The following is a 15,294-nucleotide window of genomic DNA, read 5'->3' on the forward strand; positions in this document are numbered from 1 at the left end:
CATGCCCTTCCGTGAGATCAACTCCAAGATGGTCGAAGCGACCGTGGTCCCGGGTCAGCGGCTGTTCAGTCAGCGCGGCGCGATGCTCGCCTACCGGGGCGACGTCTCGTTCACTCCCAACATCGCCGGCGGCCGGGGCGGGGTCATGTCGATGATCGGCCGCCGGGTCGCCGACGAGGACACTCCTTTGATGACCGTCGAGGGCAGCGGCATCGTCCTGTTCGGGCACGGCGGCCACCACGTCCAGGTGATCAACCTCGCCGGCGACACCCTCTGCGTCGAGGCCGACCGCCTCCTCGCCTTCGAGGGCACACTCGACCAGGGCACCGTCTTCCTGGGCGCGCAGGGCGGTGTGATGGGCATGGTCCGGGGCCAGGTCTCCGGGCAGGGCCTGTTCACGACCAGCCTGAAGGGCTACGGCTCGGTGGCCGTGATGGCGCACGGCGGCGTCTTCGAGATCCCGATCACCCCGCAGCGCCCGGTGCACGTCGACCCGCAGGCCTATGTCGCGCACCACGGCGACGTGCGCAACAAGCTGTCGACCGCGCTGGGCTGGCGGGACATGGTGGGCCGAGGCTCCGGCGAGGCGTTCCAACTGGAGCTGAGCGGCAACGGTGCGGTGTACGTCCAGGCGTCGGAGGAGAAGCTGTGACCCACGGTCCCGTCGTCCATGACCCGGCGACCCTGCCCGCCGACGACAACGTCAACGCCTACACCTTCTGCGTGGAACTCAAGGGGACCGAGTGGTTCCTGCAGAAGGGCAAGATGATCGCCTACTACGGCTCGATCGAGTTCAACGGCATCGGGCACGGTCGACTCGACCGACTTGTCCGTACTTCGTTTCATTCGCCACTGCACGCCGCCGACTGGGTCGTGGCGGCGGGCTCGGGCCGGATGCTCCTCGCCGACCGGGCCTTCGATGTGAATTCGTACGACCTGGCGGACGGCAATCTGACCATTCGCTCCGGCAACCTGCTCGCTTTTCAGCCAACTCTGACACTCAAACAGTCGATCGTGCCGGGCTTTCTGACCCTGATCGGAACCGGGAAGTTCGTGGCCGCATCCAACGGTCCGGTGGTGTTCATGGAGCCCCCGCTCCGGGTGGACCCCCAGGCGCTCGTCGGCTGGGCCGACTGCCCGTCGCCGTGCCACCACTACGACCACGGCTACATGACCGGCCTGATGGGCGGTCTACGTGCACTGACGGGCCTCGGCGGGGCTTCCGGGGAGGAGCACCAGTTCGAGTTCGTGGGGGCCGGCACGGTCCTGCTCCAGTCGACCGAGACACTGATGGCCGAGCAGGCCACGGGCGTCACTCCGCAGCAGGCGGGGGTACCCGGCAGTGGCACGGTGACCGGAGGGCACGGATCGCAATCCGGCGCACCGCGCCTTCCCGGACAGCTGGGGGACCTCCAGCGTCGCTTCGGGCTGTGAGCGGTAGTCTGCGGAGTGTGACATCGAACGCGTGCACACCGTCACACCACCCTCACTAGTTCGCTTTTCAACTTCTTAGGTAGACTTCATTCATGGAGACCGAGACGGCCACGCGCTGGCTGACCGATGCGGAGCAGTGTGCCTGGCGCACCCACCTGGAGGTCAACCGACTGTTGACGTACCAGCTCGAAAAGGACCTGCAGCCGTTCGGCCTGACGATGAACGACTACGAGATCCTGGTGAACCTGTCCGAGTCCGACGACCTTCGGATGCGGATGAGCGACCTCGCCTCTGCCACCTTGCAGTCCAAGAGTCGCCTCTCCCATCAGATCACCCGGATGGAGAGCGCGAACCTGGTGCGCCGGGAGAACTGCGAGTCCGACCGGCGCGGACTCTACGCGGTGCTCACCGAGCACGGTCTGGAGACGATGAAGAAGGTCGCGCCGCACCACGTGGCGTCCGTGCGCCGGCACTTCATCGACCTGTTGTCCCCGGACTCGCTGATCGAACTCGACAAGGCGCTCAAGCCCATCGCGGAGCACCTGCGGGGGCAGCGCGGCCGCCCCTGACCGGGAGGCCGCCTACCCGAGCGGCAGGCGGAGCTCGAACTGGGCTCCGCCGGCCGCCGCGTCGCGGACCGTGAGCGTGCCGCCGTGCCGGACGGCGACGTCACGGGCGATGGCGAGGCCCAGTCCCGCGCCGCCCTCGTCCCGGCTGCGCGCCGCGTCCAGCCGTACGAACCGCTCGAAGATCCGCTCGCGGTCCGCCACGGGCACCCCCTCGCCGTCGTCGGCCACCTGCACGACGGCGCGGTCCCCCTCGCGCCGTACGGCCACAGAGACGGCCGAGCGCGCGTGCCGCTGCGCGTTGTCCAGCAGGTTGGCCAGCACCCGGCCCAGCTGGCCGCGCGATCCGGCCACTTCCACCGAATCGGCGGTGACCGACACCCCCGTGCGGCCCGCGGCCTCCTCCCGCGCCAGCGCGCCGAGGTCCACCCGGGCGTCGGCGGGCCGCTCCCCCGCGTCCAGCCGGGCCAGCAGCAGCAGGTCCGCCGCCAGCCGCTGAAGCCGGACGGTGTCCTCCACCGCCCCTTCGAGGTCCAGCAGTTCGGGGTGCGCGGCAGCCACTTCCAGCTGGGTGCGCAGCGAGGCGATGGGGCTGCGCAGCTCGTGCGAGGCGTCGGCGACGAACCGCCGCTGGCGCTCCACCGAGGACTCCAGCGCGGCGAGGGTCTCATTGGTCGTGCTGGCGAGCCGCGCGACCTCGTCGTGGGTGTCCGGTTCGGGAACCCGCCGGGACAGGTCCTCGGACGCGGTGATCTCGGCCATCTCGCGCCGGATGCCCTCCACCGGCCGCAGAGCGCGCCGGGTGACCAGCCAGGTCACGCCGCCGACCACACCGAGCAGCAGCGGGAAGCCGATCAGCATGGCGGTCAGCGCGGTGTCCACGGCGTTCTGTTCGGCGGCCAGCGGGGCGCCGGCGTACACGGTGACCCGGTCCCCGTGCGGCAGGTCCACCTCGACCGCGGCGAAGCGGTAGTCCGCCGTGTCGCCGTCGATCGTCGCCGAGCCGTCCTCGAAGGACACCTCGTCGCCGATCTCGCCGGGCTCCGGGGACGAGTCGTCGTCATCGTCGCCCTCACCCGCTTCATCGTCGTCGCCCTCGCCCCGGGGAGCCGCCGGCTGCTCCGGCCGGACCGCGGTGCTGCCGGTGCCGCTGATCCGCTCCAGCTTGTCGGTGGCGGCGAGGAGCCTGCCGTCCTTGTCGACCACCTGGAGGGGAGGGTCGTCCTCGTCCACGGGCAGATCCTCGTACCGCTGCCCGGCGGCGATCCGCGCGGCGGCCTCCCGCGCCGTGCGCTCCGCGTCCGCGCCCGCCTGCTCGGTCAGGTTGGCGTACAGCGCGAGCAGCACGGCGGCACCCGCGGCGACCAGCGCGACCGCCACCACGAGCGTCGCGCCGAGCGCCGCCCGTGCCCGGACGGAACCGAACAGACGGCTCACCGCGGTGACTCCAGCCGGTACCCGGCACCGCGGACCGTCCGGATCAGCCCGGCGCCCAGCTTGCGGCGCAGCGCGCTGACGTACACCTCGACGATGTTCGGGTCACCCTCGTACGCGAAGTCCCAGACGTGCTCCAGGATCTCGGCCTTGGACACCACCTCGCCGGCCCGCACCGCCAGCTGCTCCAGGACCGCGAACTCCTTGGCGGTCAGGGTCACCTCCTCGTCGCCCAGCGAGACCCGGCGGGCCGCGGTGTCGACCCTGAGGCGGCCGAGGACCAGCACCGGCGAGCCCCCGCTCTGCCCGCGCCGGCGCAGCAGCGCCCTGACCCGGGCCACCAGTACGACGTACGAGAACGGCTTGGTCAGGTAGTCGTCGGCGCCGGTGTCCAGGCCCTCCGCCTCGTCGTACTCGCCGTCCTTGGCGGTGAGCATGAGGATCGGCACCTCGTTGCCGGCGGCGCGCAGCGCGGAGCAGACGCGGTAGCCGTTCAAGCCGGGCAGCATGATGTCGAGCACGATCAGGTCGTACGGCGACTCGCTCGCCCGGTGCAGGCCCTCCAGCCCGTCGTGGACGACGTCCACGGCATAGCCCTCCGCCGTCAGGCCCTTGGCCAGGGACAGCGCGAGGCGTTTCTCGTCCTCCACGATCAGCAGCCGCATGCGCCAAGGGTCGCAAACCGAACCTGAAGGGATCTTCAGGCGGCTTCAGGCGGGCTTCAGCATCCCTCCCGCACGGTGGTTCCTGTCGGAACACGACCCAGTTGGGGGAGAAACTCCATGTCCACGAAGCGCAACATCCTCGTCGCGGCGCTCACCGCGGCCACCGTGATCGGCGGCGGTACGGCACTGGCGGTGACGAGCGGCAGCACCGGCGGCGGTTCGTCGGCGACCCCGACGGCGCCGGCCTCGGTCACGGTGGACGGCACGGGCGGACGCGGGGACGACGACCGGACCGACGACCGGGACGCCCGCGGCGACGACGCCGGGCGCGGCACGGTCACCGCCGTGCAGGCGATCGACGCCGCCCTGAAGGCGGCCCCGGGCACCGTCGTGTCCGTGGACCTCGACCGGGACGACGACCGGGACGACGACGGAGACGACGGCGGGCGCCGCGCCTGGGAGGTCGCTCTGCTGGAGCGGGGCACCACGGCGCGCGTCGTGAACGTCGACGCCTCGAACGGCCGGGTCCTCGGTACTCGCGCGGGCGACGACGACGATGTCGACGGCGACGACCGCGCCGGGGCCGGCGACGCCGCGGTCACCGCCCGGGAGGCCGTGCAGGCCGCCTCCGCGAAGGGCTTCGTCACCTCGATCGACCTCGACGACGACGACCGGTCGGTGAGCTGGGACGTGGAGGCGATCGACTCCGCGGGGGTGGAGCGCGACTGGAACGTCGACCTGCGGACGGCGGCGGTCACCGCCGACCCGCGCGACGACGGTACGGACGACCGCGGCGGGGACGACGACGGAGACGACCGCGGCCGCGACGACGACCGCGACGGCCGCTCGGACGACGACGGCACCGACGACCGCGGGGACGACGACAGCCGTGCGGACGACCGCCGCGGGGACGACGACGACGACCGCGGCCGCGACGACGGCAAGCACGACAACGACGACCGGGATGACAGGAACGACGACCGCGACGACCGCGACGACCACGACGACGACTGACGGTTGGGGGCAGGGGCCCGGCGCGCGAACTCCTCGCGGCCGCCGGCCCTGCCCTTCCCGTCCGCCGAGCGGGCCGGGCGCGGTGCCGTCAGTCGCCCGCCGTCAGCCCGGCCACCAGTTCGTCGGCCGCCCGGTACGGGTCCAGTTCCCCGGTGACGATCCGTTCCGCCAGGGTGCTCAGACGCCGGTCGCCGTGCAGGTCGCCGATGCGCCGGCGCAGGGTCGTCACGGCGATCGTCTCGACCTCGCGCGAGGCGCGGGCGAGCCGGCGTTCGCCGAGGACGCCCCGCTCCTCCATCCAGGCACGGTGCTTCTCCAGGGCCTCGACGACCTCGTCGATGCCCTCGGCGCGCGAGGCGACCGTCCTGACGATCGGGGGTCGCCAGTCGCCGGGTCCCCGGGACTCGCCGAGGCCCAGCATGTGGTTCAGTTCCCTGACGGTGGCGTCGGCGCCGTCCCGGTCGGCCTTGTTGACGACGTACACGTCGCCGATCTCCAGGATTCCGGCCTTCGCCGCCTGGATGCCGTCCCCCATGCCGGGGGCGAGCAGGACGACCGAGGTGTCGGCCTGGGAGGCGATCTCCACCTCCGACTGGCCCACCCCCACGGTCTCGACCAGGATCACGTCGCAGCCCGCCGCGTCCAGTACGCGGATCGCCTGCGGCGCGGCCCAGGCGAGTCCGCCCAGGTGACCCCGGGTCGCCATCGAGCGGATGTAGACGCCGGGGTCGGAGGCGTGATCGGACATGCGGACCCGGTCACCGAGCAGCGCACCCCCGGAGAAGGGCGACGACGGGTCGACGGCCAGGACGCCGACCCGCTTTCCCTGCTTGCGGTACGCCGTCACCAGCGCCGACGTGGATGTCGACTTGCCGACACCGGGCGAGCCGGTGAGGCCGACGACGTAGGCGTTGCCGGTCAGTGGGGCCAGCGCCGCCATGACCTCCCTGAGCTGCGGGGACGCCCCCTCCACCAGGGAGATCAGCCGGGCTACGGCCCGCGGCCTGCCCTCCCTGGCCTGGGCCACCAGTGTGGAGACGTCCTGCATCACAGCTCCGTTCGCGAGACAGCGGGCGACAATCCGGTCAGGCCTTCGGTACCCGCACGATCAGTGCGTCACCCTGGCCGCCGCCCCCGCACAGGGCGGCCGCGCCGACGCCGCCGCCGCGCCGCTTCAGCTCCAGCGCGAGGTGCAGCACCAGACGGGCGCCGGACATACCGATCGGGTGACCCAGGGCGATGGCCCCACCGTTGACGTTCACCCTTTCGGTGGACACGCCCAGGTCCTTCATCGACTGCACCGCGACGGCGGCGAAGGCCTCGTTGATCTCGATCAGGTCGAGGTCGGAAACCTCCAGGCCCTCCTTCTTCAGGGCGTGCGCGATCGCGTTCGACGGCTGGGACTGGAGGGAGTTGTCGGGACCCGCCACATTGCCGTGGGCGCCGATCTCCGCGATCCAGTCGAGGCCCAGTTCCTCGGCCTTGGCCTTGCTCATCACGACCACGGCCGCGGCGCCGTCGGAGATCTGCGAGGAGGAACCGGCGGTGATGGTGCCCTCCCGGGTGAACGCCGGGCGCAGCTTGCCGAGGCTCTCGGCGGTGGTGTCACCGCGGATGCCCTCGTCCTTGCTGAACAGGACCGCGTCACCCTTGCGCTGCGGGATCTCGACGGGGGTGATCTCGGCCTCGAAGACGCCGTTCTTCTGCGCGGCGGCGGCGCGCTGGTGGGACAGGGCGGCGATCTCGTCCTGCTCCGCGCGGCCGATGCCGAGCCGGGTGTTGTGCTTCTCGGTGGACTCGCCCATGGCGATGTTCTCGAAGGCGTCGGTCAGGCCGTCGTGGGCCATCGCGTCGAGCAGTTCGACCGCGCCGTACTTGTAGCCCTCGCGGGACTTGGGCAGCAGGTGCGGGGCGTTGGTCATGGACTCCTGGCCGCCCGCGACGACCACGTCGAACTCACCCGCGCGGATCAGCTGGTCGGCGAGGGCGATGGCGTCGAGGCCGGAGAGGCACACCTTGTTGATGGTGAGCGCGGGGACGCTCAGCGGGATGCCGGCCTTGACCGCGGCCTGGCGGGCCGGGATCTGGCCCGCGCCGGCCTGGAGCACCTGGCCCATGATCACGTACTGCACCTGGTCGCCGCCGATCCCCGCACGGTCGAGGGCGGCCTTGATCGCGAAGCCGCCGAGGTCGGCTCCGGAGAAGGACTTCAGCGAGCCGAGCAGCCGTCCCATGGGCGTACGCGCGCCCGCGACGATCACCGACGTCGTGCTGTTCGATCCAGTCATGCGCTGTGATCCCCTTACCGGCCTGCACGGGCCGAGGAGTGAACGAGGGTTTACTTCGAATGTACTGATCCGTCGTCCACCACGTCATCGGGCTGTCGGTGTGATCGCGCGCACGTTGCGTAACCACCTCCGTAGCGCTGCACTGAAACCATGCTGACGCGAATCGACCACATCGGGATTGCCTGTCATGACCTCGACGCGACCGTCGCGTTCTACCGGGCAACGTACGGCTTCGAGGTGTTCCACACCGAGGTCAACGAGGAGCAGGGCGTCCGCGAGGCCATGCTCAAGATCAACGATACGTCGGACGGCGGCGCCTCGTACCTGCAACTGCTGGAGCCGACCCGCGAGGACTCCACGGTCGCGAAATGGCTCGCCAAGAACGGCGAGGGCGTCCACCACATCGCTTTCGGTACGGCGGATGTGGACGGCGACGCCGCCGCGATCAAGGACAAGGGCGTACGCGTTCTGTACGAGGAGCCGCGACGCGGCTCCATGGGGTCACGAATCACCTTCCTGCACCCCAAGGATTGTCATGGCGTACTGACAGAACTGGTCACTTCGGCACCTGTTGAGTCACCTGAGCACTGATGCTCGTACATATGGGCCGGTAGGGTTGGGGGCGGTCGCCGCTCCGGCAGGGCGGCCGCATGTCCGGGGTCCGGGTTTCGGGGGACGAGCGTCGGGGCAGCAGCCCATGCTCCGTCGTTGATCTGACACCATTCCCCGGGGGCCCCGTTCGGCGGATGGACGGAGCTCGTACGGAGAGACTTGCGACCAGGGGACGGATGGGACCGCGCAGTGCGGGGCTACGAGAGCCAGGAGCGAGAGCCGGCGGCTGACGTCGACCACCTGACTCGGTTCGAGGCCGAGATGAAACGGCTGAGGACCGAGCGGGAAAAGGCCATCCAGCACGCCGAGGACCTCGGCTACCAGGTCGAGGTTTTGCGCGCCAAGCTGCATGAAGCACGGCGCACGCTCATGACGCGGCCTGCTTATGACAGTGCCGACATCGGCTATCAAGCCGAGCAGTTGCTGCGCAATGCCCAGATGCAGGCCGACCAGATTCGCGCCGACGCCGAGCGCGAGCTGAGCCAGGCCCGGGCACAGACCCAGCGCATCCTCCAGGAGCACGCCGAGCAGGCGGCCCGGCTGCAGGCCGAGCTGCACTCGGAGGCGGTCTCCCGGCGGCAGCAGCTCGACCAGGAACTGGCGGAGCGCCGCCAGAACGTCGAGTCCCACGTCAACGAGAACGTGGCCTGGGCCGAGCAGCTGCGCGCCCGGACCGAGCAGCAGGCGCGCCGCCTGATGGACGAGTCGCGCACCGAGGCCGAGCAGGCCATGACGGCCGCCCGCGCGGAGGCCGAACGGGTGACTTCCGAGGCCCGGCAGCGGCTCCAGAGCGAGGCCGAGTCCGCCCGCGCGGAGGCCGAGCAGCTGCTGCGGCGCGCCCGCACGGACGCCGAACGGCTGCTGAACGCCGCCTCCACGCAGGCCCAGGAGGCCACCGACCACGCCGAACAGCTGCGCAGCAGCACCGCGAGCGAGTCCGACGCGGCGCGCCGGCAGGCCGGCGAGCTGAGCCGGGCCGCCGAGCAGCGCATGGCCGAGGCCGAGGAGGCGCTGCGCAAGGCGCAGTCCGAGGCGGAGAAGCTGGTCACCGAGGCCAAGGAGTCCGCGACCAAGGCGCTGGCCAACGCGGAGGCGGCCAACGAGACCCGCACCCGTACGGCCAAGGAGCAGGTCGCCCGCCTGGTCAGCGAGGCGACGAAGGAGGCCGAGAGCACCAAGGCCGACGCCGATCAGGTCGTCGAGGACGCGCGCGCCCAGGCGGAGAAGATCGTCGCGGAGGCCTCCGAGAAGGCCCGCACGATCACCGCCGAGGAGACCGCGGGCCAGCTGGCCAAGGCGGCCAAGACCGCCGAGGACGTGCTCAACAAGGCGGCCGACGACGCCAAGAACACCACCAAGGCGGCCGGCGAGGAGGCCGAGCGGATCCGCCGGGAGGCGGAGACCGAGGCGGACCGGCTGCGTGCCGAGGCGCACGACATCGCCGAGCAGCTCAAGGGCGCGGCGAAGGACGACACCAAGGAGTACCGGGCCAAGACGGTCGAGCTCCAGGAGGAGGCGCGCCGGCTGCGCGGCGAGGCCGAGCAGCTGCGGGCCGACGCCGTCGCCGAGGGCGAGAAGATCCGCGCGGAGGCCCGCAAGGAGGCCGTCCAGCAGATCGAGGAGGCGGCCAAGACCGCCGAGGAGGTGCTGGCCAAGGCCCGGGCCGACGCCGACGAGCTGCGCCAGACCGCGACGACGGACAGCGAGAAGGTCCGTACCGAGGCCATCGAGCGGGCGACGACGCTGCGCCGGCAGGCCGAGGAGACCCTGGAGCGCACCCGCACGGAAGCCGAGCGGCACCGCGACGAGGCCATCGAGCAGTCCGAGGGCATCAAGGCGGAGGCCGAGCGGGCCGCGCGCGAACTGCGCGAGGAGACCGAGCGGGCCGTGGCGGCCCGGCACACGGAGGCCGCCGACGAGCTGACCCGGCTGCACACGGAGGCGGAGCAGCGGCTCGCCGGCGCCGAGCAGGCGCTGACCGACGCCCGTGAGGAGGCCGAGCGGATCCGCCGCGAGGCCGTGGAGGAGAGCGAGCGGCTGCGGGCCGAGGTGGCGGAGCGGATCCGCTCCCTCCAGGCCCAGGCCGAGGCGGAGGCCGAACGGCTGCGCGACGAGGCCGCGTCGGACGCGTCCGCGTCCCGCGCGGAGGGTGAAGCCGTCGCGGTCCGGCTGCGGTCGGAGGCGGCGACCGAGGCCGAGCGGCTCAAGACGGAGGCGCAGGAGACCGCCGACCGGGTGCGCGCGGAGGCGCAGGCCGCGGCCGAGCGGCTGGCGCAGGAGGCGTCCGAGACGCTGGCCGCCGCGCAGGAGGAGGCCGCCCGGCGCCGTCGCGAGGCCGAGGAGCTCCTCGGTTCGGCTCGTCAGGAGGCCGACCAGGAGCGCGAGCGTGCCCGCGAGCAGAGCGAGGACCTGCTGGCCTCGGCGCGCAAGCGGGTGGAGGAGGCGCAGGCCGAGGCCGTCCGTCTGGTCGAGGAGGCGGACCGGCGGGCCACCGAGATGGTGTCGGCCGCCGAGCAGCACGCCCAGCAGGTCCGGGACTCCGTCACGGGACTGCACGAGCAGGCGCAGGAGGAGATCCAGGGGCTGCGCTCCGCCGCAGAGCACGCGGCGGACCGCACCCGGCGCGAGGCCCAGGAGGAGGCGGACCGGGTCCGCTCCGACGCCTACGCCGAGCGCGAGCGGGCCACCGAGGACGCGGGCCGCGTACGGCGCGAGGCCAGCGAGGAAGCGGAGGCCGCGAGGTCGCTCGCCGAGCGGACGATGGCGGAGGCGATCGCCGAGTCCGAGCGGCTGCGCACCGAGGCCGCCGACCACGCGCAGCGTGCGCGCACCGAGGCCTCGGACGCCGTCGCGCAGGCCGATCAGGACGCGTCGCGCACCCGGGCGGACGCCCGTGAGGACGCCAACCGGATGCGTTCGGACGCCGCGACGCAGGCGGACACCCTGATCACCGAGGCGCGGTCCGAGGCGGAGCGGCTCACTGCCGAAACGATCACGGAGGCCGACCAGGTGCGGTCCGACGCGATCGCCAAGGCCGAGCAGCTGATCGGGGACGCGACCGGCGACGCGGAGCGGCTGCGCGCCGAGGCCGCGGAGACGGTCGGGTCGGCGCAGCAGCACGCCGAGCGGACCCGCGCCGAGTCGGAGCGGGTCAGGGTGAACGCCGAGGCGCAGGCCGAGCGTGTGACGACGGCGGCCCGCGAGGAGGCCGAGCGGACCCTGGACGAGGCCCGCAAGGACGCCAACAAGCGGCGCTCCGAGGCGGCCGAGCAGGTCGACACGCTCATCACGGAGACCGCGGCCGAGGCGGACAAGCTGCTCACCGAGGCGCAGCAGCAGGCGCTGAAGACCACCGCGGACGCCGAGGCCCAGGCCGACACGATGGTGGGCGCGGCCCGCAAGGAGGCCGACCGGCTCGTCTCCGAGGCGACGGTCGAGGGCAACACGCGCGTGGAGAGGGCCCGTACGGACGCCGACGAACTGCTCGTCGGCGCGCGCCGGGACGCGACCGCCATAAGGGAGCGGGCGGAGGAGCTGCGCGACCGGATCACGGCCGAGATCGAGGAGCTGCACGAGCGGGCCCGCCGCGAGGCTGCCGAGACGATGAAGTCGACCGGCGACCGCTGCGACGCGCTCATCAAGGCCGCCGAGGAGCAGCTCGCCAAGGCCGAGGCGAAGGCCAAGGAGCTGGTGTCGGAGGCCAACTCCGAGGCCGGCAAGGTGCGGATCGCCGCCGTGAAGAAGGCCGAGGGCCTGCTGAAGGAGGCCGAGCAGAAGAAGGCGGCGCTCGTGAAGGAGGCCGAGGAGCTGCGGGCCGAGGCGATCCGCGAGGCGACACGCACGGTCGAGGAGGGCAAGCGCGAGCTGGAGATCCTGGTGCGCCGGCGCGAGGACATCAACGCCGAGATCTCCCGTGTCCAGGACGTCCTGGAGGCGTTGGAGTCCTTTGAGGCTCCGTCAGCCGGCAAGGACGGCGGCGTCCGGGCGGGTGCCACGGTGGGCGCGCCCCGTTCGGGGGGCAAGTCGTCGGACGGCTAGTGCCGGGGCGGATCGGCGCTTCGCGTCGTCGCCCGATGGGCCGCTCGAAGGGCGGGCGGCCCGGCGGTGTCGGGGCCGTGTCCGGGCGGGCGGGGCGCAGTCTCCCGCAGGGGGACCGTTTGTGGGTCTGCGTCAGGTGGGGCGGGAGTGCATGCATGGCTCGCCGGATCGCGGGGAATTGTCAGACCGATCCTGGTCAGGAGGTCTGGTTCGGGGCTTTCCGGGGCCTTTGACCGACTCCTTGGCAAGCAGTCCGACGGTTAGCCACTCAAAAGGGGTGTCATTCTCCAGATCAAACACGCATCCGCTCGATGACACACCGCTTCGGCCCCTAGGATTCCACCTATCACCTCACCGGTCTCATTCGACAGGAACCCCATGAGCGACACTTCCCCCTACGGCTTCGAGCTAGTGCGGCGTGGGTACGACCGCGCTCAGGTGGACGAACGTATCTCCAAGCTCGTCTCCGACCGTGACAGCGCTCTCTCCCGCATCACCGCACTGGAAAAGCGCATCGAGGAGCTCCACCTCGAAACGCAGAACGCCCAGGCCCAGGTGAACGACGCCGAGCCGTCGTACGCGGGTCTCGGCGCTCGCGTCGAGAAGATCCTCCGACTCGCCGAGGAGGAGGCCAAGGACCTGCGCGAGGAGGCCCGGCGCGCGGCCGAGCAGCACCGCGAGCTCGCCGAGTCCGCCGCTCAGCAGGTGCGCAACGACGCCGAGTCGTTCTCGGCGGAGCGCAAGGCCAAGGCCGAGGACGAGGGCGTCCGTATCGTCGAGAAGGCCAAGAGCGACGCCTCCCAGCTGCGCTCCGAGGCGCAGAAGGACGCGCAGTCCAAGCGCGAGGAGGCCGACGCTCTCTTCGAGGAGACCCGCGCCAAGGCCGCGCAGGCCGCCGCCGACTTCGAGACGAACCTGGCCAAGCGCCGCGAGCAGTCCGAGCGCGACCTGGCGTCCCGTCAGGCGAAGGCCGAGAAGCGCCTGGCCGAGATCGAGCACCGTGCCGAGCAGCTGCGCCTGGAGGCGGAGAAGCTGCGCACGGACGCCGAGCGCCGGGCCCGCCAGACGGTGGAGACGGCCCAGCGTCAGGCCGAGGACATCGTCGCCGACGCCAACGCCAAGGCCGACCGTATCCGTTCGGAATCCGAGCGCGAGCTGGCCGCCCTCACCAACCGCCGCGACTCCATCAACGCGCAGCTGACCAACGTGCGCGAGATGCTGGCGACCCTCACGGGTGCCGCGGTGGCCGCGGCCGGCACGCCGGCCGAGGACGAGCCGATCTCCCGCGGGGTGCCGGCGCAGCAGTCCCGCTGACCGCCCGGCGTACGCCCTGCGGACATCCGCCGAGCCCTCTGCCACTCCGGTGGCAGGGGGCTTTGTGCCGCTTTAGCGTGGCCGCATGATCGAGGTCGAGGGGCTGACGAAGCGGTACGGCGAGAAGGTCGCGGTCAACGGGCTGACGTTCACGGTGAGACCGGGCATCGTCACCGGCTTCCTCGGTCCGAACGGCGCCGGCAAGTCCACCACGATGCGGATGATGCTCGGTCTCGACCGGCCCACCGCGGGGGACGTCCGCATCGACGGCCGGCACTACGCCCGGCTCAGGGACCCGTTGAAGTACATCGGCGCCCTGCTCGACGCCAAGGCCGTGCACGGTGGGCGCACCGCCTTCAACCACCTGCTGTGCCTGGCGCAGAGCAACGGCATCCCGACGAGCCGGGTGCGCGAGGTGCTGGACACGGTGGGTCTCACGGCGGTCGCGCGGCAGAAGGCCAAGGGCTTCTCCCTCGGCATGGGCCAACGGCTCGGCATCGCCGGGGCGCTGCTCGGCGACCCGCGGATCCTGATGTTCGACGAGCCGGTCAACGGCCTCGACCCCGAGGGCATCCACTGGATCCGCACGCTGATGAAGTCGCTGGCCGCGCAGGGCCGTACCGTCTTCGTCTCGTCCCATCTGATGAGCGAGATGGCGCTGACCGCCGACCACCTCGTCGTCATCGGACAGGGCCGGCTGCTCGCGGACCTGTCGATGCCCGACTTCATCGCGCGGAACTCGCGCGCGTACATCCGGATCCGCACCCCGCAGCCCGAGCGGCTGCGCGACGTGCTGCACGGTGCGGGCGTCACGGTCGTCGAGACCGGTGACGGGGCGTTCGAGGTGGAGGGCGGCAAACCCGAGCCGATCGGTGAGCTGGCCGCCGAGCACCGGATCGTGCTGCACGAGCTGAGCCCCCGGCAGGCGTCCCTGGAGGAGGCGTTCATGCGGCTGACCGCGGAGTCCGTCGAGTACCACTCGCGTTCCGGCCCGCCCCCGCAGCAGTGGGGCGACGGCTGGAGGAAGGGCTGAGCATGGCCACGACCCAGGTCATCAGGTCGGAGTGGACGAAGATCCGCTCCGTCGCGTCCACGGTGTGGACGCTGTCCCTCACCGTGGTGGTCACCATCGCCGTCGGCATGCTGATCGCGGCGCTGTCCAAGAGCGAGTTCGACACCCTGCCGGCCCGGGACAGGCTCTCCTTCGACCCGACCTACATCAGTTTCGCGGGGATGAGCCTCGGACAGCTCGCGATGATCGTGTTCGGGGTGCTCGTGGTCTCCAACGAGTACAGCACCGGCATGATCCGCACCTCGCTCGCCGCCGTCCCGCAGCGCGGCACGTTCCTGTTCGGCAAGCTCGCCGTCGCCGGCCTGCTCGCCCTGGCGGTCGGCATGGCGACCGGCTTCGCGACGTTCTACGCCGGGCAGGCGATGCTCGGCGACCTGCGGGCGTCGATCGGCGACCCCGGTGTGCTGCGCGCGGTGATCGGCGGCGGGCTCTACATGACGCTGATCGCGATGTTCTCGATGGGCGTCGCCGTGATGCTGCGCTCCCCGATGCTGTCGCTCGGCATCCTGATGCCGTTCTTCTTCCTGATCTCGAACATCCTGGGCAATGTCTCGGCCACGAAGGAGGTCGGCCGGTTCCTGCCGGACCAGGCCGGCAGCAGGATCATGCAGGTGGTCCCCCCGCCGGACGGCGACACCCCCTACGGCCCCTGGGGCGGGCTCGGGATCATGGTCCTGTGGGTGATCGCATCGCTCCTCGGCGGATACGTCCTGCTGAAGAGGCGGGACGCCTAGGGAGAGGCCCGGTGGCGGTGAGTTTTTACCCGCTCTTGGAGGGAACCGTCAGCCACTCGATATCCTCCTAAGCCTTACGGGGGCGTCTGCCCCGCTGTCCTGAACCTTGCGATGGGTGCGGAG

At 71.5% G+C, this 15,294-nt stretch carries 13 protein-coding genes; 9 read left to right on the forward strand and 4 right to left on the reverse strand.

Going from position 1 to position 15,294, the window contains the following annotated elements:
- Nucleotide 1 precedes the first annotated feature (1 nt).
- The 3 genes from DN051_RS13195 to DN051_RS13205 all read left to right on the forward strand — a co-directional run bounded on the left by DN051_RS13195 (nucleotide 2) and on the right by DN051_RS13205 (nucleotide 2,003).
- Nucleotides 2-652 carry an AIM24 family protein gene (locus tag DN051_RS13195; protein ID WP_112438750.1) on the forward strand — a complete coding sequence of 217 codons (651 nt, stop codon included), beginning with the start codon at nucleotides 2-4 and terminating at the stop codon, nucleotides 650-652.
- Nucleotides 649-1,434, forward strand: coding sequence for an AIM24 family protein (locus DN051_RS13200; protein WP_053761918.1), 786 nt, complete (start codon nucleotides 649-651; stop codon nucleotides 1,432-1,434). The genes DN051_RS13195 and DN051_RS13200 overlap by 4 nt, the downstream gene beginning before the upstream one ends.
- Nucleotides 1,435-1,526: 92 nt before the next feature.
- Complete coding sequence (locus DN051_RS13205) at nucleotides 1,527-2,003, forward strand: MarR family winged helix-turn-helix transcriptional regulator (RefSeq protein ID WP_053761919.1); 477 nt, start codon at nucleotides 1,527-1,529, stop codon at nucleotides 2,001-2,003.
- A 12-nt stretch (nucleotides 2,004-2,015) separates the two neighbouring features.
- Here DN051_RS13205 and DN051_RS13210 read toward each other — a convergent pair whose 3' ends face one another.
- Nucleotides 2,016-3,437 (reverse strand): sensor histidine kinase, encoded by a 1,422-nt coding sequence (locus DN051_RS13210; RefSeq protein WP_112438751.1) that lies wholly within the window; start codon nucleotides 3,435-3,437, stop codon nucleotides 2,016-2,018.
- Nucleotides 3,434-4,099: a response regulator transcription factor gene (locus DN051_RS13215; protein ID WP_053761921.1), complete on the reverse strand. Its 666-nt coding sequence runs from the start codon at nucleotides 4,097-4,099 to the stop codon at nucleotides 3,434-3,436. The genes DN051_RS13210 and DN051_RS13215 overlap by 4 nt, the downstream gene beginning before the upstream one ends.
- A 117-nt stretch (nucleotides 4,100-4,216) precedes the next feature.
- On the opposite strand from DN051_RS13215, the gene DN051_RS13220 reads away from it, so the two are divergent.
- Nucleotides 4,217-5,113 (forward strand): PepSY domain-containing protein, encoded by an 897-nt coding sequence (locus tag DN051_RS13220; protein ID WP_112438752.1) that lies wholly within the window; start codon nucleotides 4,217-4,219, stop codon nucleotides 5,111-5,113.
- 88 nt (nucleotides 5,114-5,201) lie between these two features.
- Here DN051_RS13220 and meaB read toward each other — a convergent pair whose 3' ends face one another.
- A complete protein-coding gene (gene meaB / locus DN051_RS13225) occupies nucleotides 5,202-6,161 on the reverse strand; it encodes a methylmalonyl Co-A mutase-associated GTPase MeaB (RefSeq protein ID WP_053761923.1) in 960 nt (319 codons plus the stop codon).
- Nucleotides 6,162-6,198: 37 nt separating this feature from the next.
- Complete coding sequence (locus DN051_RS13230) at nucleotides 6,199-7,401, reverse strand: acetyl-CoA C-acetyltransferase (protein ID WP_079001527.1); 1,203 nt, start codon at nucleotides 7,399-7,401, stop codon at nucleotides 6,199-6,201.
- Between the two features lie 150 nt (nucleotides 7,402-7,551).
- On the opposite strand from DN051_RS13230, the gene mce reads away from it, so the two are divergent.
- From mce to DN051_RS13255, 5 genes are all read left to right on the forward strand, one after another.
- The gene (gene mce, locus DN051_RS13235; protein WP_053761925.1) at nucleotides 7,552-7,992 is read left to right on the forward strand and encodes a methylmalonyl-CoA epimerase; all 441 of its coding nucleotides are present in this window, start codon (nucleotides 7,552-7,554) and stop codon (nucleotides 7,990-7,992) included.
- 210 nt (nucleotides 7,993-8,202) lie between these two features.
- A complete protein-coding gene (scy, locus tag DN051_RS13240; protein WP_112438753.1) occupies nucleotides 8,203-12,051 on the forward strand; it encodes a polarized growth protein Scy in 3,849 nt (1,282 codons plus the stop codon).
- A 378-nt stretch (nucleotides 12,052-12,429) separates the two neighbouring features.
- Complete coding sequence (locus tag DN051_RS13245) at nucleotides 12,430-13,365, forward strand: coiled-coil domain-containing protein (RefSeq protein WP_053761927.1); 936 nt, start codon at nucleotides 12,430-12,432, stop codon at nucleotides 13,363-13,365.
- Nucleotides 13,366-13,450: 85 nt separating this feature from the next.
- The gene (locus DN051_RS13250) at nucleotides 13,451-14,398 is read left to right on the forward strand and encodes an ATP-binding cassette domain-containing protein (RefSeq protein WP_053761928.1); all 948 of its coding nucleotides are present in this window, start codon (nucleotides 13,451-13,453) and stop codon (nucleotides 14,396-14,398) included.
- A gap of 2 nt (nucleotides 14,399-14,400) precedes the next feature.
- Nucleotides 14,401-15,171 carry an ABC transporter permease gene (locus DN051_RS13255; RefSeq protein ID WP_162624919.1) on the forward strand — a complete coding sequence of 257 codons (771 nt, stop codon included), beginning with the start codon at nucleotides 14,401-14,403 and terminating at the stop codon, nucleotides 15,169-15,171.
- Nucleotides 15,172-15,294: the final 123 nt, after the last annotated feature.

Source organism: Streptomyces cadmiisoli, from assembly GCF_003261055.1.
Lineage (GTDB): Bacteria > Actinomycetota > Actinomycetes > Streptomycetales > Streptomycetaceae > Streptomyces > Streptomyces cadmiisoli.